The sequence below is a fragment of the Geomicrobium sp. JCM 19038 genome, from assembly GCF_000698125.1.
Classification (GTDB): Bacteria; Bacillota; Bacilli; order Bacillales; family Marinococcaceae; genus Geomicrobium_A.
This window is the reverse complement of the sequence record NZ_BAXA01000002.1, coordinates 191,985-212,846: the sequence shown is the minus strand read 5'-3', so window position 1 is coordinate 212,846 and position 20,862 is coordinate 191,985. Positions and strand designations below refer to the sequence as shown.

Sequence of the window (20,862 nt, the reverse complement as noted above, 5' to 3'; positions counted from 1 at the left end):
GTTATTTTCCCCCTTAGTTATACTCATCCGTGGGGACAGTCCCCAAAAGTTAATGTCGTTCGCCGCTCTGTATTCCTCTGTATTCTTTGTTCACCTGATCGTCAGTGAAATTCGCCTCGTCTATAATTTCACCTGTATCTGCATCTATGAGTTCAAGTTGTTCCCCACTATCGATGCTATGAATCTCTATATTAATTGTAGTATCAATCAACTCAAAGCTGTCTTCTCTTTCGACATACTCATGAGTCATCAAGTGGATAAATACTTTGCCATCGCGTACAACATCCATTTGATAACTATGATATATGTGCTCTACTCCGTCTTCTTCCATAACTTCGACTTGTCCTACCTCATCAGCAAGAAAACGCTCATCCTCATCAAATTCAGCAAATTGATCTGACTGATCATCTCTAAACCGCTCAAAATACCTTTCCTGAGAAACGTAACCTTCAGTCACCACATCAACCTTTTCTTCTATTTCAGAGGCGATGGTGATATTTTCATTAACTTCAATAATCTCTTCTTCATTCAAATCTGAATTTTTCTCTTTTTCTACACTTGCTTCTATGTCGTCTAATGTAAATGTTTCTTCATTTTCATCAGGTGTACAGGCAGCTGAAATAATCATAATAGTTGATAAAACAGCAAATATAAACCATTTTAGCATTCACTCTGCCCCTCCCTGTCATACAGACGTCATGACGATGTAACATGTTACAACTTCTTTGATCCTATCATAAGTTTGTATGAAAGAAAAAGTCACTTTTTATAAGCGATTTTTGTTGTGGGCAAAAGACATTTGCATCTCATAATATTTGGTTTAGACCGCTTTAACCTAAAAATACCCCTCACTTTTTAACACTTCACCGCACTGGGGGTCTGTCCCCAGATAGGTCTTCAACAATGGTACCGTTTTCCAATCGATAGTTTCTACCACTTTCGGGCTTTACATCTGCATGATCTTCTAGCAATCGCTAAATCCCTCATCATAATTGTACAGCATCAAGTATTCACCACTGTTTAAAATCTCCACAAATTCATTAGCATTATCACAATGCTGAACTTGAGTTTGCGCTCGGCTTAATCGCTCAAACATAACTAAGTACCTTAAAAAAATAGGACTGCTTTCCTCATCAACATCCACAATAATAATATGATCAGAGTGATTTAGATCTGTCACTGCTCTCAGTTCTTTAAATTGATTTACGACTGGCACTCGATTACTTTGATCATAGTTAGGGTCTATATTAAACTCATTAACCTGAGTACTAATAGGAACAAAGAATAACAGCACGCTAAAAGTCGTCCACCTTAACTTAGCATTTGATGTGTTACTTTTTTGTTTTAACAAGGCTTCTTTGAGGAAAAAGACACCGATCCCGCAAAGGAAAATGAGAATTGACCCTTGATAACGATTAAACGCTACTAAATTTCCGACTGTAGCATCTGGCATAATGAATAAATACAAGATATATAAAAAAGCGATATAGATAAAATACAGGAAAACAATATATATTAATATTCGTTTTAAAAGACTTGAACGCATTAATAAAATCCCAATACTCAAAGACAATAAAATCCCTAGAAAGCCAAGAAATGCAGGTGAAGAAAAATTAAATGATAATGCCATTAAATCTGGCAATAACCTTTCAACATAATTCTCTGTTCGATCATGCTGAAATATCCCAGTAGTAATAGCAAATCGATTGTCCTCATACGCAGAATCATACATTTGATTTTGCTGCCACGACCAAAGACGATCAAAAATAATAGGTATAACTACTATGCTAATGAAAATTGCTATTCTACTTGAAAATGATTGATCCTTTGCATAGCGGAAAAACAGTAAACCAGCAAACAGAAATAATAAAAGCAAAGAAGAGCTTTCCACTGTCTTTAACTAACACTAGTAAGCTCAGTAACGGCACAGAAGTTAAGAACTGCATTTTTAAGGAAGAACGAAACGTATAGATTGCTATTATACTCGCAACTGCAGCATAGCCAAGTAAACTATCCACAATTAAAGACGTACCACTGACGGGAAAAATTAACGGCAATGCACTAGCACCAATCAATGGCAAAAAAACTGATCCTGGCTTTTTCCACTTGGAGCCTACGAATAGTGTAGAAAGTAAAACAGCGACTGCTATACTCTGAGCAATTAGCATCATTGCTTCTGAAAAACCTGTAATTGTAACAATAGAAAATATAAAAAGTGCCATTGCCGGAGGGTAATTCCGATAAGCAATAGTGGATTCCTCATCAGGAAATCTCCATACGCCACCATTTCTTTAACCATTAAACCCCAGTGGCTGAAGTCATCAAAAAATAATAACTTAGCATCATGCAAAATAAAGACATGCACTAATAAACAGACCATCATGAAGAGAGTACCTGGATGATAAAATGGTGAAAGATCGCGAAAACGTAAGACACTACAAGTAAGAAGAAGTAAACCCAACACAAAAAGAATGTACACCACAAATGGAAGTACATCTAATATTCCAGATATAAACAAAACTAATACCTTCATAGCTATTGCGACTGCATAAGACAACGCTATGGGTATCTTTAAAAACTGATTTAAAGAATAGCCATATCCCACAACAGATAAAAGAGCAGCTAAAAATAATAAAAGAACCAACCTAAAACCTACTTTCTAAACACCCATAGCCTTTGGATCAAGAAACTAATTAAGAACAGCATTGAATCTACAAAAACTTTAATTATGACCTCATAGTCACCTACACCTTGATAAATGATATACACTCCCCCAGCAGAAGCCACCATTTGAATTACAGCTAAAGAATAATATTTGAGTAGGCTTTTCGATACTTTACCTTTAGATTGAAAAACAACTTGACGATTTAGCAAATAATTAAATAGAGAAGAAACTGCCCGTGCCATCACAGTAGCTACAATGATAAAGCTTGCTGGCATAAACATCTTCAATATGGAAGAAAACAATGCAAATAAACCAATATCAAGTATAAATGAAGAAATCGAAACAAATGCAAAACGAAGGAACACATAGTAAATTTTTAATGAATCAATTATTGGATTAAAATGAGAGGACGCATTTTCATCTATGTAAATTGTTTCAATTGTTACTTGTTCGACTTCGCGGTTGTGCGTTCGACAAGCAATCAACATTCGCATCTCAAACTCATAACGCTCACCTTCTACCTCAAGTAGTTCCTTAGCAAACTCTGCTGGTATTCCCCGCAAGCCCGTTTGTGTATCTCTTAAACTAATACCTGATGCAACCTTTAATACGACTTTAGTGAGTTGGTTACCAAACCTACTACGAAGTGGTATATTATCTTCTGAAAAATTTCTGACACCTAAAACAAGTGAGTTAGGGTTATTAGATAAACAATTCGCCACACGGTATACGTCTTCAGGGTCGTGTTGACCATCTGCATCAGCTGTTACAAGACCTACACTATTCTCACCTTTACCCAAAAAATAAGAGAACGCCGTTTTTAAAGCCCGACCTTTCCCTAAGTTTTGTTTATGGTTTAGAACTGTGCAATTTCTTATTGTTATTAATTCTCGGAAAATTGATAGCTTTGAACTATCACTTCCATCATTCACAACGATGATTTCATCAAATGCGTATTGTGCAATCTTTCTTACAGTTTCAATTAATTTATAATCTGGTTCATATGCAGGGATAACAACAGAAATACCGGTCATTATCGTCATTCTCCTTCAAAAATTTCTGACATTTCCTGCCTTTAATCATAGTATGCCAACAAGTAAAAAGCAACTATGATTTGTGACTAAATATCTAGTTAACTAGTTATTCTTTAACATATAGTGCCCCACAGGTGATTATCTCCTCAAAACTAGTAAATTGATAATATTGTTAGTTTCCAAAACCTTTCCAATATGTAGTTCTTCATCTATACTTATTATAGGTTTTTTGCACTAGTGAGAGGGAGGGGCTTGGTTTTGAGGCACATATTACACACCAAAAATTTAGCTTTATTTTCATTTTTTTTATTTTACTTATTATTAGTAGGATGTACTGAAGATGCTTCTATCGATAAAGAAAACGATGACTTTCCAAGAACTAGTACTATAACCATAGATGAAGCTGCCACTGTATTGGAATCACGTTTTCTGTTTCCAGAGACGGGGTTAGAATACTTAAATACATACGTTTTTGAATTCGATGATAAAGACGAATTACTTACATACGAAAGATTAGCAAGAATTGCCGATGCCTTTTATATTCTTGATGAATTACCAGAAGAAAATGATGATTACGTTATCGTGCAAGAAGCAGATGCCAATTATTCAGCGCGTGTGAAAGCCGTACTTAATAAATTATTACTAGATAATGTTCCATTAGTTGAGGAAAACGTAGTTCTTCATGTAGATGATCCTATTTCTTTATATGATTTATATCGTACACTAGATAACTTAACAAAAAACGAAGACATCCGTAGCGTTCATGCCCAAGTAGATGGGATTCCTGTATTAATGTATCACCGCTTCTATGACGATACGACAAAGGAACAATTTAAAGGGCGAGGTGACTATTTAGATGCTGAGTCTTTTAAAGAACAAATGCGTTTCTTAGATGAAAATAATGTTCAAACAATAGCAGGTGACGATTTAGTCTCGTACCTAAAGGGAGAACTCCAATTAGATCACCCAGCTGTGCTAATTACGTTCGACGATGGATCGAGAACAATTCGTGAGCATGCTTATCCCATTATGAAAGAACTTGATCAGGTAGGAATCTCTCATATTATTTCTGCACGGCCAAGGTATGGTAAAGAGACAGAAGGACGTAACAATTTAAATTGGCACGAACTTGAAGAAATGGAGCCAATACATGAAGTAGGAGGCCACACTCATAATCTTCATTGGCTGTATCATAATGATCGTACATCATTTTTACTACACCTTCCAATTCAAGAAGTATACGCAGATTTGAACCATAGCTTTGAACTACTCAATGAACCACTATCATTTGCATATCCATTTGGACAATATGATGAGCGGACAATTACAATGCTAAAAGAAATTGGTTATTCTTATGCATTTACTACTCAAAATGGCACGATTCGCCCTGGCGACGATCCATACCAACTTAACCGAGTAAACGTGCATGACCAGCTCAGTATTGAAGAATTTTCAAATATTGTACTAACAGAACATAGATAACACTTTTGGGGACAGTCCCTCAGCGCGTTAAAGCACTGAGGGACTGTCCCCATTAGGTTAATAAATTCCTCACATGAATTTAATCTGCTTGTTATTTAAATATGATAATATTTATCTGGTAACTTAAATAAAGTAGGTGAAGTATTTGAAAGATCTACGTCTTCCTGAAAAGCGCTTTCGACCTGAGCTAGAAGGTGTGCGAGCTGTTGCTGCCTTCCTAGTAGCTATTTATCATATATGGTTTGGTACCGTCTCTGGTGGTGTCGATGTTTTTTTTATTGTCTCTGGTTTTTTAATTACGACATCCTTGTTATCTCGCCTTGAAAGAACTGGTACCATTGGTTTTGGCACCTATTTATTAGGATTGATGAAAAGACTATTCCCTTTAGCCTTTCTAGTAATGCTGATTACAATCATCTTTTCTTATATGTTTTTGCCTCAATCTCAATGGTCACAGACAATTTCCGAAACCTTTGCTTCAGCACTCTACTTCCAAAATTGGGAGCTTGCAACAAACTCTGTAAACTATCTTGCGCAAAACAATGAAGCAAGTTCACTTCAACATTTTTGGGCGTTATCGATTCAAGGTCAATTCTATATCACATGGCCACTTATCATCTTGCTGGCTTACTTTTTAGCTAAAAAGCTATTAAAACTACCTGTAAGAAAAACATTACTCTATGTTCTCATAACGATCTTTATAGCGTCATTTGCCTACTCAGTTTACATTACAACAATCAATCAACCTTGGGCATACTTTGATACGTTTGCACGTGTATGGGAATTTAGCATTGGCGGTATCTTAGCACTCACTCTTTCATACTTATCACTTAACCGGATCTTCAGTTTAATCTTAGGTTGGCTCGGATTAGCGATCATTTCGTTAACCGGTATGATCTTACCTGTCTCTGACCTGTTCCCAGGTTATGCCGCACTTCTCCCGATTTCTGGTGTTATTTTCATTCTAATAGCAGCTGAAAATGGTACAACCTTCGGTGTGCAAAAACTACTTGGATCGAAGCCATTCGTTTACTTTGGAAGCATTTCCTATGCCTTTTATCTTTGGCATTGGCCGGTTCTCATTATGTATTTTGCAATCACGAACAATGCGACTGTTTCATTCGTAGACGGATTGTTATTACTCGGACTATCATTTATTCTATCCGTAATATCTGGAAAACTAATCGAGTCACCAACTCGAAGCCGAAGCGTAAAAACACGAAAGGACAAAGGAAAAGTCATTGCCATGCTTGCGATCTTCATGATTCCCGTGTTCGTAGCAAACGGAGGATGGCAGTGGCAGCATACCCAAGTCCAACAAAGCCTTGTCTCTTCAGAAGGAGCGTCGGTTAACGATTTCCCTGGAGCACAAGTTGTTTCTCACGGGGTAACACCAAACCCTGACATTGACCCGATGGAGAGGATATTACAAGCGAGTGAAGAGCTGCCATCGATGTATGATGACTCTGATTGTTATACCGGGCTCGATAGCGACCGCATTCATCGTTGCTCATTCGGAGAAACGGAAGATCCGGATTACCGTGTAGCATTAGTCGGCGGTTCCCATTCTGGTCACTGGTTTCCGGCACTTGAAGAGATTGCTGAAGACTTGAATATGCAAATTGATACGTATATTAAAGACGGCTGCCGCTTTACGACAGACAATCATGGTGGAGCACTTACCGACCTTTGTGTAAATTGGAATGAACACATCATTCAACCGCTTATTGATCACGAACCCGACTTAATCGTGACGACTGCGAATGCGAATATCGAATTAACGCCAGAAGGATTCGTTGAGATGTGGGAGAATTATGAAGGGAAAATTGATATCCTTGCCTTACGAGACAATCAACGCATGGAATTCGATGTTCCGCAATGTTTGGAGCAAGCGTCAGATCCATCGGAATGCGCCACGCCTCGCGATGATTTATTAACCGAGGAGCAACCGTGGGATTGGATCGGAGAAGAGAACATTCCTTCAAACGTACACCTCGTTGATCTAACGGATCACTTCTGTGTAGACGGAGAATGCCTACCGATCATCGGTAACGTCATTACACTTAGAGATAACAATCATATCTCGACGCTCTATGCACGAACACTAGGACCTGCACTGCGAGCAGAGATTGAGCCTATTCTAAAAGAAGATTAAAATAGATTAAAAAAGGGGACAGTCCCCCGGCGCGTTAAAGCGCTGGGGGACTGTCCCCTATTAATTATCGCGGATAGAAACTCTACAACAGTATCTTCAGATTGATTTAACGACACTTTAAAATTAGAACGCCTTTGACATTTATTCTTATTGCAGCAACCTTAATTTCATCTTCCGAATTGAATATACAACGCCTGTTTCTGGATAAACTAGTATCCATAGAGTTAAGTCGATAGGTTAGATCATCCGTGGAGGGCTCACGAATCATTCGTTCCAAACAGCGAATTTTAGAAATATTTTATAAGTATGCTAAACCGAACAACGATCAACACGATTTCTAGTGCGAACCCTAGGCGAACATGAATGACTAGGGAGGTTCGCACCAAAATTTTAGTTGATTATGTAATAATGTGTAATTACTAACTTCGTAATGTCACTAAAAACAGTAAATACTTGTTGATTTATTGTTAAAATTAGGTATATAGTCTTATTCGGTATATGATTTTGGCTGTTACGCCTTGTATAGGCGTATGGATTGAAATGCTAAAACTAATTGTCCTTTTCTGTTGCTCCATTGTTACGCCTTGTATAGGCGTATGGATTGAAATACACTGGATTTAAAGACGGTGAATTTGCTGAATACGTTACGCCTTGTATAGGCGTATGGGTTAAAATATCTCACGACTCAAGTTGCGGGTGTTCTACCTGAGTACAGTTTTAGTATCTTCTTTTATAGGTGCTTGGGTTAATACCTCAAAATTACTCCTAGTAATCGCAACGACAATCGTTACAAGTTGTCATCACCCTTTGGAAGTTAATTAGACCTATCCTATACAGACGCATACATAAAATAAAAACACGCTAAAACCGATAGACTATTCCACCGGTTCACACAAAAAACCATGCAATAGAAGAGGGATCTTCCATCGCACGGTCTTTATTATTTACTCTCTACAAACTTAACTAATTCGCAGCTAACAAAGGCATCGATTCAAACCGATCAACAACTTTCGTTAATGTCACGCCTTCCGGTAGGCGTTCGTTAATCTTTACCTCGTAATCTTTGTAAGAGCGTGGCGCAGCCTGCCCGCTCGCACTCGTCCGTTGAATTTGAATCTGATCGAAAAGTTGATCTGATGGTGCATTTCCTAATTTATGGTCATGAGAGAATACATATAGCCCTCGGCATGCCATACGACCTCTTGAAGCAGAATGATCATAATCCCACATCGATGTGAGGCTTTCAAAGAAGAGTTTCAAATCGCGACTTGATACACCGGTTTGTTCAGCAAAAGCTGGAGTGAAGTAACCGTAACAAACATAAAGACCATAAGGAATAAATGCTTTCCTTCCCATTTGTCCGCTTCTTGCTTCGGTATCGTCTTCAGAGCCTTTTTTTGTGTCTGTAGCGTTCGTTAACGCTACACGGGTAATGCTTAGATCGATTGGAGTCACAGGATCAACAGAGCGAGCAAAAGTTAATTGGACCGGTCCTCGAACTTGACCGCAATTGTATTTTTTTGTATTCATAACTGCACCGAACATGCGGACGTCGTAATACTTTTCACACATGTATGCTCTGGCGTCCTTTTTCGTCTCAGCAGTTTGATCGCTTTCTTTTTTGCTGAGATGCTCGAATGCTTTTTCTTGTTCTCGTGTGAGGATGCCTTTTGGTCTCACATAGATGTTATAACCGTCTTCACCTTCGTTCGTAAGAGCAATAGCATCGCGGATTTTTCTTTTAATGGCTACGTCAGTCATCAACCCTTGATTCGTTTCGTAATCAATTCTCGGTAGGTTATTGGCATCAGGGCAGCCGTTAGGATTACCGTCGCTAACGTCATATAGGTACATAAAATCTTGGCGTTTTGTTGTATCGGTATAAATGGTCATCCAGCATTCTCTCCTTTTTTCTTGTAAAAATCATTCTTTTGATGAGCATACCCAAGCGCAAATTCTGCTTGTGAATAGATGTCTAAATGTGCAGGGAACTCGTCTAGGTTTTCCGTAACAGATGTCAGAATCTGATCATAGTAATAGCTCAATCCTTTGGTCTGTTCGTTTTGCCTTAACTTGTTGCTGTAATGATGATAATTTATTATTAGCGGAACGAAGGCCGATTTGGGTGTTGTCGCAGTTCTTGAAAAATATCGTGATGCTAGGCTGTCATTACCACCAATTGCGGTTTGCTGCACTTTCTCTAGCGTTGCAAAAAGTCTTCCGCATAAATAAGCAGCTGTTTGTCGTTTTGGATCCAATGTGATGGTCCACTCCTCTTGCTGTTGGCTATTCAACCAACTTTTTATACTTGCACTCATTACGACAGTAAGATTGCCTGTTACTTGAATTCGCTTTAATAACCGTGCTGCAATCGATGTCGGTAACGGTTCGCCGTAAATTGCCCAATTGATCCAATGTTGGATCGCCACTTTCATTTGTTTCATTTCCTTTTGCGGCTCGCGGAACATAGCACTTGCTAAGCGATAGACACTGTAGTAGTTGTGATCGTCCACCGCTTGTGAGGTGAAAAAACGTTGGACATGTTCTTCAACCTTCCAGGAAGGTTGTTCATGATATTCTCGAACGACTAATCGACCTTTATTGGCTGACAGTGCAAGTATATAAAAGTCTGCGAGCGGTTGTTTTTTCTTAGCTGAGAACGGGGACGATAACAGTTCTTTAACCGCTTTTGGATCAGGCGTATCAATTAAGCCAGTAATCGTGATGCTTTCAGATTGCTTTGACCAGAACACGTAGGTAATATCCGCAATCCGAAACGTATAAGCGTTGTCATTCGTTTTGAGTCCATTTCGTTGTCCGAGTAAATGCGTTAATGCTCTTCCGTATGCCTCTTCACATGCAAAACATGTTGGTGACGTGTACGCAGATTCTAATCCGTAGGAATAAAACGCCCGTTCATTGGCTGAAATGAGTCTAGGCTGCAAACCTCCGACAATTGAAAAAGTTGACGAATGTGATTTTACTGTTGGACCGAACTTGCCACATACGAAACAGACCGATTGGTGTAAAGATTCTTTGTGAGTACGCACGTGCGCTTCCCAAAACATTTGCACGTCATGATGTTTATGAGGAAACGTATCTGTACCTATACGGAACAAAATTAGATCACTTGCTTCCATTTCAACAGGGACCGTGTATTGTTGATCCTTTATAGCAGTGCATACACGCTCAATGTCCAAGTTGTGCGTTTTATGAAAGCATTCTTCAAGCAACTTTACGTAAGATGCTTGCCTGCTCGAATGATTGGGTATACCAAACACAAACGAGGCGTTGTCAACGAGCAACTGCGGTTTCGGATGTTTTCCGCTTCGCGCTAAATCAGGAACAGTATAGTTAGCTTGCTCAGTTAAACGTAGAAACGACACGCTTCCGTCACTTTCAACAGTCGCTAACCACTGAATAGTTTTTTCTTTATAGTAGGGGGGTGGAAATTGATCGATCTGTTGTTCAGCAAATTCCACGAGCCGATTTACATACATGGGGCATGTACCTCTTCATACAACGCATTCGGTATAGACAATGTGCCGTCCATTAACTTCGCATTAAAAAAGTAAGGAATGGCACTTTCTTTCTCGTACGTTGGGTATTTAATGTCATATAACATCGTTCCAAAATCTGCTGTGAGCGGCAGAGCAACCTCACTTTCATGTACTGGACTAAACTGCACGGAGCATTCTCTTGTGCCAAAGTAAGGACGGCGGAAACATTGTCCTTTATTTAACCGTTGCAAAAAGATACTTTCATATTTTCTCTGCAAGTTGAAATTTGTTTCATGGGTTACATTCGGTTGAACGTGTATTTTACCCTCGATTACATACGCAACATCTTTTAGAAACAACGAATGCCGTTGTAACGGTTTGTCTTCTCCAATCGTTTCGTTCACTTTTGCTGGATGCAACACGTTCGAACGTTCATTACGGGTCACCGAAAGAAATTTAATCGGGTTGAGCACTTTTATCTTCGTTACTTCCCATTTCATTTCTGGTTTCCACACGATGCACTCCAAAATTGCTCTCGCTGCCGCGGGTGTGATGAAAGGATAAGACATACGCTCGGCTTTCGACTCTGGTCTTGTGAATAAAGCATGATCTCCCCAGACTTTCATGGCTAGCGTTTCCACATGAACCACCTCCAAATTCAGCTTGATAGTCCAGTCCTTTCACAATACGGTCCAAAATATACCCCAATTCCGTTCATTATTTCTTTGTTGAGTTGCACTGACTTTAAAACCGGATGATTCTTGGGTAGCGCAACACAAAACGGTTGCAGTGATCGGAGCGTGTTTCTCGATAGATTTCGCTCATCCAAAATGGTTTCGATATCAATGTCAACATGCTTCTTTGCGTACTCATAAAATAGAATCGGCTCCGTTTGTTCTTCAATCATCTGAAACCGCGCAGACTCTTCCTCGTATTGCAATGGCTTGAGCTGTAGTATATCGTATCTGTCTAATCCTCGATCACCGTGGCTGCGAACAACGCCCGATCATATAGATGAAACGATGTAGGGTCTTTCAGGCAATCCAGTCCGTAATGATCTAGAAAGGCAACGGTTTGTTCAGTCGCAAGCTGATACTCTTCGGATACAAATGTCGGCTCATCAAAAGAAAAGATAACGAACTTCCCAACAGTATAGTTAAAATTCCGATTAGAACGACCCGCCGCTTGAATGAGCGACGCCAATGGCGCTAATTCACGATAAACGACTGGAAAGTCAAAATTCACTCCAGTTTCAACGATTGACGTAGCAATCACAATAACAGGGGTATTTTTTTTCAAGTTTTTTATTTGTTCAATCGTTTTTAGTAAATGATGTGGACACATTGCCTTAGAAAGATGAAACACATTTTTCTCCGTACGTTGACGAACCGCGTTGTATACGTCTCGTGCTCGTTTTTTCGTATTGACAATACATAGCACGAATTGATGCTTCACAAGCTCATCGGCAAGTTTGTCGACGGTAAACGGCGCTTCTTCCTTTGTATACGTAACCCGTGTGTCAGCACGTATGCCTTTCGTATTAATCTCTTGTGGCGGTTCATCAATGACTCTAAATTGTTGCAAAGCTTCGTACGAGTATGGCGTTGCACTTGTCAGAAGAACGGTGACTCCAAAGTGCGTTCGTAATGTATGCAGGATATTGAAGATCGGCTTTAACACGTGTAGTGGAAGTTTCTGAAATTCATCTAAGATGATTACACTATTAGTTAAGTTGTGCAGCTTACGTAAATCTCGCTTCTTTCTAGAAAAAAGACTTTGAAACAACTGATTCGTTGTCGTAAATATGATCGGAGCATCCCAATTCTCAATTGCTAGGTTCGCTCGAAGTACCTCACCCGACTCGCTTTCAGAAACAGAACTGATTTGTGAGTGGTGTACAAGGACTGAATCGTTACCGAAAATTTGTTTAAACTGATATGCGTTCTGATCGATAATGCTCGTTTGTGGCAATGCGACAATCACACGGCGTTTATTATTGGTGTCGCAATGCTGCAACCCAAACGCCATAGAAGCAAAATTCTTTCCGTACCCTGTTCGTTCAACTAATGATAAAAACGACTGAGACGATTCACCCGCGATTTTCGCCTGATAATATAGCGCACTTCGCTTTTTCGTGAGTGGCTCATCTGAATAGACTTGTTGAAGTGCTCGAACTTTAGCATCTAGTAGAGAGAGGTACTCTTTGAACTCTAAACTGTTCGTGTCTTTTCTTGCGACTGCCTTCCTCTCATCCATATACAATTCGGTACTCAAGAAGTCTGCGTCAATTAATGCTGAGTACGAAAGTTTAACAAATAGATGTGCATACGAAGATAATTGATCCTGAAACTGTTGATTACTGTGAAGGATTTGATCAATTTTCTCTCCAATGTACGGGTAATCAAATGGGATCTGCTTAAAATCTTCATCCGCTGCAGGAAGTTTCTCTTGGAAAAGTCGCTGGATGTTGATTAAACCTGTATGATGACATGCGACAATGAGCGCAGCTAGCTTGGCTCGTACGTCTTCGTAATCTTGTAGAACGACTGCTCCGCCAATCGCATGAATGACAGAACCTCTTTTTGCATTTTCTGAAGTTAAGATGGCCTGATTCTTAGCCGTAAGCTTGCCCACATCGTGCAAATAGTTGCTTAATTGAGTTATTCCGAAGGGATCGTACTTTGCAAATGAACCTTCAATATACGCTTTCATCTCACTGTTGTGATCAAGCATTAAATGATGAGGGCGATTCTTATCAGATGACGAGTGCACAACAAACATTGTATACACAACCTTTAAAGTAAATTTCATTTCTATGAATCTAGTTATCTCCTGATAGAGTTCTCTGTATACAAGAGTGCGCTGCAGTAATTTATGACTAAGTGTGTATGAACAATGTTGAATTAGGAAAGGAATTAAAACGTAAGAGGTAAAGCGGGGACTTTGTGGATACTTGCACGCGAATTCGTGCATGGGTTGAAATATTATGTCTTTTTTGACCGATATGTTCTAACGAAAAACGACTGCACGATCGATCGTGTACAGTCGTTTTTTGTCGTTTTCATTAGAAGTAAAAGCACCTCCCAACGCTCATAATCGAAAGGCGTTTCTTACAATCTACTTTCAAAACTTGCGGTACTGGGAAATTGTATTTATCATCCTTGATTTCGTTACAGGTGGTTCAATAGCCGGGTTTATCCTCCAAAGCTATGCTCGGCCTGCACTCTAAGCAGAGCTCGGTCCTATTCTAAAAGAAGATTAAAATAGATTAAAAAAGGGGACAGTCCCCCGGCGCGTTAAAGCGCTGGGGGACTGTCCCCTTTAATGCTTACATGGCACTGCTATTTTCTTTGCTTTTCTGTTGTAAAGCTGCTAATTCAGCTTCTTTTTTCTTATTTATTCGCGCATAAATGAAAGTGAAAATAATAAAAAATACAATAAGGAGTACGAGTACAAGTGACACTGGTCTTGTTAAAAATGGCATAAAACTCCCACTGCTAGCCATCAAGGATGTATTTAAATTTGTTTCAATGACTGGACCTAAGATAATCCCCATAATAATTGGTGCAAGTGGAAAGTCGGCTTTTAATAACAGGTATCCGATAAAACTAAAAATAAGTAAAATAATTAAATCATCGAAATTAAAACGTAAATTGTATGTTCCTGCGACAGCCATGACTGCAATTAAGGGAAGCAGAATTTCTTTTGGAACTCGTAACGCCCATGTGAAAAAGCGAATCATGACCGTATACATCAGAATAATCATTATAATATTCGCAAGCATTAATGCCGCAAAGATAGAAATGACAGTCTCTCGTTCTTCAGTAAACATTGTGGGTCCTGGATTAACCCCATGTAAGAGCAATCCAGCTAATAAGATGGCAGTAACCGTATTCCCTGGGATACCAAGTGCTAATGTAGGAACATAGGCACCGCCTGATACTGCGTTATTAGTGGTCTCTGAAGCGATGACACCATCCGGTGTACCAGTTCCAAACTTTTCGGGATTTTTGGATGTCTTCTTTGCTAAGTCATATGATAAGAAGTTCGCAACGGTACCACCCGCACCTGGCAAAATACCGATGACAATTCCAAGAACTGTTGATCGCAAAAACACTTTCCAACGACCAATGATTTCTTTGAATGGTATGCGCATACTATCCATTTTGTTTGTATTAAAAACATATTTCTCATCAACTTTTGTTATTTGTGAGTACAATTGGGATACAACGTATAGTCCAACTAACGCTGGAAGTAACTCCACACCACTTTGTAAAGTTGACATTCCAAATGTAAATCGCTCCTGGCCTGTATTAGGGTCTGGGCCAATAGAAGTTATAAGCAGTCCAAAAAGTACAGCCATTAACCCTTTTGCATAAGATTTCCCTGCTAACCCAGCAACTATAAACAGAGACAAGATTCCCAATAAAACGTATTCAAAGCTTTGGAAACTAAGAACAACGCCACCTAACATTGGAGCAATAAACATTAACACTACATAGCTTATAAATCCACCAACGAAAGAAGAGATGATCGCGTAACTTAACGCTTTACCAGGCTGACCATTCTTTGCCATTGGGTGACCATCCAGTGTCGTCGCAATTGAACTTGACGTTCCAGGTATATTAAGTAAAATTGCAGTAACAAATCCGCCCGATACACCTCCTACATAGATTGCAGAAAGCATAGCTAATGCGACCGCAGGCTCCATTCCAAAAGTTACTGGCATGAGTAAGACAATTCCAAGTGTTGCTGTCAGCCCAGGTATAGCACCGAACAAAAGACCAAGAAACGCTCCTGTTGCAATGAGCAAGAATACTTCCAATTGCGTTAAAAAGTCAACGGCAAAAAAGATACTTTCCATCTATAAACACCCCCTTACACTTTAAAAATAATGCCACTCGGTACGTAAATGTTAAGTAGATAACCGAAAATAAAATAGATAACTAGCGTAATCACTACAGAAACAACGAGCGATTTTAAGAACCACTTCAGTGTTCGGTCCCCTAACAAGTAAATACTAGTTGTTAAAAATAATAATCCCGTTTCAAAGTAACCAATGTAAGGCATTAGAAGAACATAAGCAATCATTAAAACCATGAATACGCCCAACCGTATGCCAGACTTCTTCCAATCGAGAAGCAACGGACTTTTTTCTACTTTCTCTGCCGTACCTTTCTTTATTTTTATTGTTGTCTTAACAAGTTGCACTACAAAAATTGAAGCACTAATAAGTACTAATAAAATGGCAATGATCTGAGGGTATAGTGCAGTTAAGATTACATCCCCAAAACCAAAAACGTTAATATTGTTTGACTCAATAAGAAAAGCCACGCCAACCAATAAAAACACAAACGGTAAGATGAGCTCTGTCCACGGGATGAGTTCTCTTGTTTTTGTATTCATGTTTCCTCCTTAAAAAGGGCTTTTATGTAAAAGCCCTCCTCAACTTTAATCCAATAACCCTGACTCACTTAAAAATGTCTCAATATCAAGTTCATCTTGTTCAAAAGTGCTACTTAGAACCTCCCCATCACCAAGTGCCGGAGTGAATCCTTGTTGATTTGCCGCTTCAATAAATTTCTCATGTTCAACGACTGTTTCATATAAATCATAAAGTTCATTAATAATAGGATCTGGTGTTTCAGGCGGTGCCCAAACACCCATTGTTTGCAAGATAAATTCACTTCCATCTAATCCAATTTCCTCAAAAGTTGGAATATCTGAAATGGCTTCCATCCGCTCACTACTAGAGACTGCTAAGATTTTTAAATCACCACTACGATGGTAATCAATATGTTGAGGTAGCTGGCCAATACCAATGTTATTTTCACCAGCTAAAAGTGCAGTGTTTAAATCTCCACCGCCACCGTGAGTAACTTGAACGACGCTGTCACTTACCCCTAACTGATCAAGGAAAATCATCATATTCATATGTGTTAGTCCACCAGGTGAACTTGTTCCCATTGATATGCCCTCGCCACCCTGTTCCACTTCTGAAATAAACGCATCAACATCGTCATAATAATCCGGATGGGTGAAAATGACATGTGGAACTTCAAATAATTGCGCAACGGGTTCGTAAACCTCATATCCCCAATCCCGCACTCCTGTCGCTTTATGAGCAATGAGCGATGTATGATGGTGTAATAACGTATGACCATCTGGATCAGCATTGCGCACTTCATTCATCCCATTGCCTGCGCTTGCTCCATCGACATTGGTTACTGTAAAATCAACATCAAGAAGGCCTTCTTCTCGAATGACTGTTTCAATATTTCTAGCAGTCACATCACTCAATCCACCGGGACCATAGGGTACGATATATCGCATTTGTCTAGTCGGGAAATCGGAAGCGCTTTCATCATTGCCACTCTCTAGTTGGGTCGTAGTATCGTTCTCCGAAGAGGAAGCATCCTCCTGTCCACATGCTGACAGTAGTGCGAATAATCCAATTACTGAAAATGAACATAGCGTTTTCAACTTCATTATTGAACCTCCTTTATTTTTTTCATGGTTGCATAGTTTGCTGCTGCTTTAATACATTCAGTCATACTCGTTTCACTAGCAATTCCTCTTCCAGCTATATCAAAAGCCGTTCCGTGATCAACCGATGTTCTCAGGTACGGTAAGTCATGAGTGATTGAAACGGTCTTTTCAAAGTTTGCTACTTTAGCTGCAATATGACCTTGATCATGGTATAGCGATAATACTGCGTCGTATTGTTGATTCAATGCTTTATGAAAAACTGAGTCTGCAGGGATTGGTCCATCGACTTTCATCCCAAGATGTTTCGCACGTTCAATCGCAGGCTTTATTTGTTTCCTCTCTTCATCCCCGAACAGCCCGTTTTCGCCGGCATGAGGATTTAGTGCTGCTACAGCAATCGTTGGATTCTGCACCCCAAGCCTTTGGAGTGCAACTTGTGACCTTTTAATGTAATTGAATACGCGCTCTTCTGTAATTAACTCAATCATTTCTTTCATTGAAACATGTCGAGTTAAGAAGAAAATTCTCATCGTCTCCACTTCAAACATCGTAAGAGGATCATCTACGTTTGATAACCGAGCAAACATCTCCGTATGTCCGATGTCCTTAATATCACCTGCTTTTAATGACTCCTTATTAATCGGTGCAGTTGCAATGGCATCAATTAGCCCTTCATGAGCCATAGTAACCGCTTTCAAAATAAATTGATAAGCAGCTTTTCCATACTCACCACGTATCTCACCGTAATCGATCGTGTGTTTCTCTAACGTATTCGAGCTCATGATATTAATGGTGTTAGGTACATACGATCCTTGAGAAGGCATAGTAACTTCATTTACTTTTACCTCAACACCTAGTCGATCAATAATCTCCTCTACTACGAAACGCTCACCAATTACGATCGGTTTACAGATTGTGTAGACATCATTCATCCTTAAAGCTTTTACTACAATTTCTGGACCAATGCCTGCAATATCACCTATCGTAACGGCTACAAAAGGCCTTTTATCCAAAAGAAACCACTCCAATTCTCTCTTTATCAATTCATAAATAAATGATTATTTTGAACAAATTATCTGAGTACGTTCTTTAAAATCGACGATCGTTTCATTCAACCCTCCTCGTCCGTAATAATTCCAGCAATCTCATCAATGTTGCATACTTTAGCAAGTGATGTTTTCATGAGTTTCGTTGAATCGCAAAGTACCCAAGCTTCCGTTGCAGCTTCAATCATCATTCGCTTTATTTGAGCTTTTTCTAACGTTGGAACAGTTAAGCCTGCCTCCGTGTGGATCGCGTGTATTCCTGTAAAACAAAGATCTACGTTAACGTTCTTCAATAATTGTGCGGCATGAGGACCTAACAAGGAACCGACATCTTTCTGAATGGTACCACCAGTACTAATCACGGTCGATGGACAATCAATTAACTCATACATAATGGAGACATCGTTCGTAATGATCGTTAAATCATCACGTTCTTTAATACGTTTTGCTAACTGTAAAGTTGTTGTACCAGAGTCTAAAAGAATCGTCATCTGGCTTTTAATTTTCTTTAACGCTTCATCCGCTATTTTTTGCTTCTGAATTACTTGACTCATCGATTTACTAGAATACTCTGTCTCATGAATAAGAGCTGGATAACGCATTGCACCTCCATGAGTCCGAATAATCTTATGCTGTTCTGCTAAAAAACCAAGGTCACGACGAATTGTCATACTTGAAACTTGGAAGATCTCTTCCAAGTGATGGATGCTGAGCTCTCCTCTTTCTGATAGTAAATCTAAGATCTCACGCTGACGCTGATTAAAAGACATAGCCACCCCAACTCTAGTAATTTTGTTTATTTTGAACTTTCTTTAATTATAAAGAATGTTTTTGTTCATTTCAATCAAAATTATTGTTTAAAATAAACATTAATATAATATGATTACAATAGATCTGCTTATAATAACTAATTCCCTTTGCCTTCACCGTTAACAAATCAGTCATTCGATCCAAATCTTGAAAAATCTAACTGTCACCAGTTCAATTACCCGTACCCCTGTATAGAGAAGCAGGTAAATGATGAGCTTAGTTCTTACACTCACCTTAGATAAATCTTCAATAAAAAACTGCAGCCTTTCAATTTAATCTACATTAAGAGCAGTGACAACACGATCACTTCCAGAAGCAACCTGAACTCGTTCTCGCTTTAACTCTATAAAACGCTGAGTTAAACTGCCCCTACTGTATAGAAAATCATGATAGACCTTCAACGAGTTCACTTTCTTATTGATTGTTGATGGTGCGTACCCTCTGCTTCTTACGAATCACAAGCCAAACTGTTCAATTTTGTCACTTCTCATATACTTCCCTCCAACACAAAAAGCCGGTTGCAATCGCAATAATGGTAATCACTAGCTCTCTAGAGTGGATCTTGCTAGTTTTGTCATGGTTTTTGGCTTACTATTCCGTCAGTATCGTCATTAAAGAATTATGATTTCTCCACTCACTTTTAAAGGAATGTTACTTGTATAGTTCCTTCTACAATAGCACCTAACCAACAGATATATCCTACTTCACTTAGATGTTCAACAAGACGTAGCAAGTACTCTCTGTCGTCCCGATCAATCATGACGGCTATTTCTATAGCTGTTGGGTGAGGTAAATGATGAATGATTAATTCTGGCATCATTTCCTCACTAATTTCATCTTCCTCTAATGTAACTGCTTCCCAAGCGATCATCGTAATCGCTTCAAGTGATGAAACTTCAAACCAATTGTATTTAATGACATACCACACCACTTTTTCTTGAACCTGCCTCATCCGCATTTTAAAGATAGCCTTTCTCATTTAATGACACGTACGAGTGATTACAAACAATTAAATGATCTAACAATTCAATTCCGATAATTTTCCTGATTCTGCTAGTTTAGTTACCGCGATATCTTCTTCACTTTTAGTTGGATCGTTTGAGGGGTGGTTATGAGCGACAAGGATGGGATTGGAGTTAGTGAGGCAGGTATCAAAGACTTCACGAGGATGAACGACAGAGGTGTTTAATGTTCCTTGGTGGACGATGTTAATGCCAGTAGGTTGGTTCTTTGTATCGAGGCATAAAACAATGAAATGTTCACGATCGCATCGTGTACGAATTGATAGAAAAGGTGGTAGGCTTCTTTCGGTGAGCTGATAACTCTTTTTTCATAAAGTACACTTGTTTCTCGGGCGAGTTTAACGGTGACGATGTTAACTCTTTTTGCAGGTTTACTAGTAAGACTTTGACTACCTTGAACCTCTAATGGATCTTTAAATGTACAGACTTGTTTTGCTTTGTTCATGACTTTTCCTCCAGATAATTTGTAACATCAAGTTAATAATATATATCTGAAATATGTAATATTACAATTTGTCAATATAAAAGCTCCTCCAAGAGTATCCACTTTTAAGTGTTCACTCTTAGAGGAGCAATTAAATTACTTTACTTTCGACTATCAGAGTTCTTTATTTCAATAAGAATTCAATCTTTGCTTTAGACAAAAGCAACCAAAATGT

The 20,862-nt window shown here is 39.0% G+C and carries 18 protein-coding genes and 1 pseudogene; 2 read left to right on the top strand and 17 right to left on the bottom strand.

What is annotated here, in order from left to right:
• Positions 1 to 49 precede the first annotated feature (49 nt).
• From JCM19038_RS03865 to JCM19038_RS03850, 4 genes are all read right to left on the bottom strand, one after another.
• The gene (locus tag JCM19038_RS03865) at positions 50 to 667 is read right to left on the bottom strand and encodes a hypothetical protein (RefSeq protein ID WP_042414746.1); all 618 of its coding nucleotides are present in this window, start codon (positions 665 to 667) and stop codon (positions 50 to 52) included.
• Between the two features lie 297 nt (positions 668 to 964).
• Complete coding sequence (locus tag JCM19038_RS03860; protein WP_042414743.1) at positions 965 to 1,876, bottom strand: hypothetical protein; 912 nt, start codon at positions 1,874 to 1,876, stop codon at positions 965 to 967.
• A gap of 291 nt (positions 1,877 to 2,167) precedes the next feature.
• Complete coding sequence (locus tag JCM19038_RS03855) at positions 2,168 to 2,644, bottom strand: hypothetical protein (protein WP_042414739.1); 477 nt, start codon at positions 2,642 to 2,644, stop codon at positions 2,168 to 2,170.
• A gap of 8 nt (positions 2,645 to 2,652) precedes the next feature.
• Positions 2,653 to 3,699, bottom strand: coding sequence for a bifunctional glycosyltransferase family 2/GtrA family protein (locus JCM19038_RS03850; protein WP_042414735.1), 1,047 nt, complete (start codon positions 3,697 to 3,699; stop codon positions 2,653 to 2,655).
• A 258-nt stretch (positions 3,700 to 3,957) separates the two neighbouring features.
• Between JCM19038_RS03850 and JCM19038_RS03845 the strand changes: the two genes are divergently transcribed.
• Both JCM19038_RS03845 and JCM19038_RS03840 read left to right on the top strand, forming a co-directional pair.
• Entirely contained in the window at positions 3,958 to 5,181 is a 1,224-nt protein-coding gene (locus JCM19038_RS03845) for a polysaccharide deacetylase family protein (RefSeq protein ID WP_042414733.1), read from the top strand.
• Positions 5,182 to 5,326: 145 nt separating this feature from the next.
• Entirely contained in the window at positions 5,327 to 7,336 is a 2,010-nt protein-coding gene (locus JCM19038_RS03840; RefSeq protein WP_042414730.1) for an acyltransferase family protein, read from the top strand.
• Between the two features lie 963 nt (positions 7,337 to 8,299).
• On the opposite strand, the gene cas7c is transcribed toward JCM19038_RS03840, so the two are convergent.
• From cas7c to JCM19038_RS24855, 13 genes and pseudogenes are all read right to left on the bottom strand, one after another.
• The gene (gene cas7c / locus JCM19038_RS03835) at positions 8,300 to 9,229 is read right to left on the bottom strand and encodes a type I-C CRISPR-associated protein Cas7/Csd2 (RefSeq protein WP_042414727.1); all 930 of its coding nucleotides are present in this window, start codon (positions 9,227 to 9,229) and stop codon (positions 8,300 to 8,302) included.
• Complete coding sequence (gene cas8c, locus JCM19038_RS03830; RefSeq protein WP_042414724.1) at positions 9,226 to 10,836, bottom strand: type I-C CRISPR-associated protein Cas8c/Csd1; 1,611 nt, start codon at positions 10,834 to 10,836, stop codon at positions 9,226 to 9,228. The genes cas7c and cas8c overlap by 4 nt, the downstream gene beginning before the upstream one ends.
• A complete protein-coding gene (cas5c, locus tag JCM19038_RS03825; protein ID WP_238554271.1) occupies positions 10,827 to 11,477 on the bottom strand; it encodes a type I-C CRISPR-associated protein Cas5c in 651 nt (216 codons plus the stop codon). Before cas5c ends, cas8c begins: the two co-directional genes overlap by 10 nt.
• 17 nt (positions 11,478 to 11,494) lie before the next feature.
• The gene (locus tag JCM19038_RS03820) at positions 11,495 to 11,743 is read right to left on the bottom strand and encodes a hypothetical protein (protein WP_042414721.1); all 249 of its coding nucleotides are present in this window, start codon (positions 11,741 to 11,743) and stop codon (positions 11,495 to 11,497) included.
• A 62-nt stretch (positions 11,744 to 11,805) separates the two neighbouring features.
• The gene (cas3, locus tag JCM19038_RS03815) at positions 11,806 to 13,617 is read right to left on the bottom strand and encodes a CRISPR-associated helicase Cas3' (protein ID WP_042414718.1); all 1,812 of its coding nucleotides are present in this window, start codon (positions 13,615 to 13,617) and stop codon (positions 11,806 to 11,808) included.
• Positions 13,618 to 14,164: 547 nt separating this feature from the next.
• On the bottom strand, positions 14,165 to 15,700 hold the full coding sequence (locus tag JCM19038_RS03810; RefSeq protein ID WP_042414715.1) for a tripartite tricarboxylate transporter permease: 1,536 nt from the start codon (positions 15,698 to 15,700) through the stop codon (positions 14,165 to 14,167).
• A 14-nt stretch (positions 15,701 to 15,714) separates the two neighbouring features.
• On the bottom strand, positions 15,715 to 16,242 hold the full coding sequence (locus JCM19038_RS03805) for a tripartite tricarboxylate transporter TctB family protein (protein ID WP_042414712.1): 528 nt from the start codon (positions 16,240 to 16,242) through the stop codon (positions 15,715 to 15,717).
• 45 nt (positions 16,243 to 16,287) lie between these two features.
• Positions 16,288 to 17,325 carry a tripartite tricarboxylate transporter substrate binding protein gene (locus JCM19038_RS03800; protein WP_042414710.1) on the bottom strand — a complete coding sequence of 346 codons (1,038 nt, stop codon included), beginning with the start codon at positions 17,323 to 17,325 and terminating at the stop codon, positions 16,288 to 16,290.
• Positions 17,325 to 18,338 (bottom strand): 4-hydroxythreonine-4-phosphate dehydrogenase PdxA, encoded by a 1,014-nt coding sequence (pdxA, locus tag JCM19038_RS03795; RefSeq protein WP_042414707.1) that lies wholly within the window; start codon positions 18,336 to 18,338, stop codon positions 17,325 to 17,327. Before pdxA ends, JCM19038_RS03800 begins: the two co-directional genes overlap by 1 nt.
• Positions 18,339 to 18,436: 98 nt before the next feature.
• Positions 18,437 to 19,141 carry a DeoR/GlpR family DNA-binding transcription regulator gene (locus JCM19038_RS03790; protein WP_042414704.1) on the bottom strand — a complete coding sequence of 235 codons (705 nt, stop codon included), beginning with the start codon at positions 19,139 to 19,141 and terminating at the stop codon, positions 18,437 to 18,439.
• A gap of 680 nt (positions 19,142 to 19,821) precedes the next feature.
• Entirely contained in the window at positions 19,822 to 20,160 is a 339-nt protein-coding gene (locus tag JCM19038_RS03785; protein ID WP_193745041.1) for a hypothetical protein, read from the bottom strand.
• Positions 20,141 to 20,394, bottom strand: a pseudogene (locus JCM19038_RS24860) (JAB domain-containing protein). Before JCM19038_RS24860 ends, JCM19038_RS03785 begins: the two are co-directional and overlap by 20 nt.
• Positions 20,367 to 20,648 (bottom strand): hypothetical protein, encoded by a 282-nt coding sequence (locus JCM19038_RS24855; RefSeq protein WP_307189946.1) that lies wholly within the window; start codon positions 20,646 to 20,648, stop codon positions 20,367 to 20,369. Before JCM19038_RS24855 ends, JCM19038_RS24860 begins: the two are co-directional and overlap by 28 nt.
• Between the last annotated feature and the right edge of the window lie 214 nt (positions 20,649 to 20,862).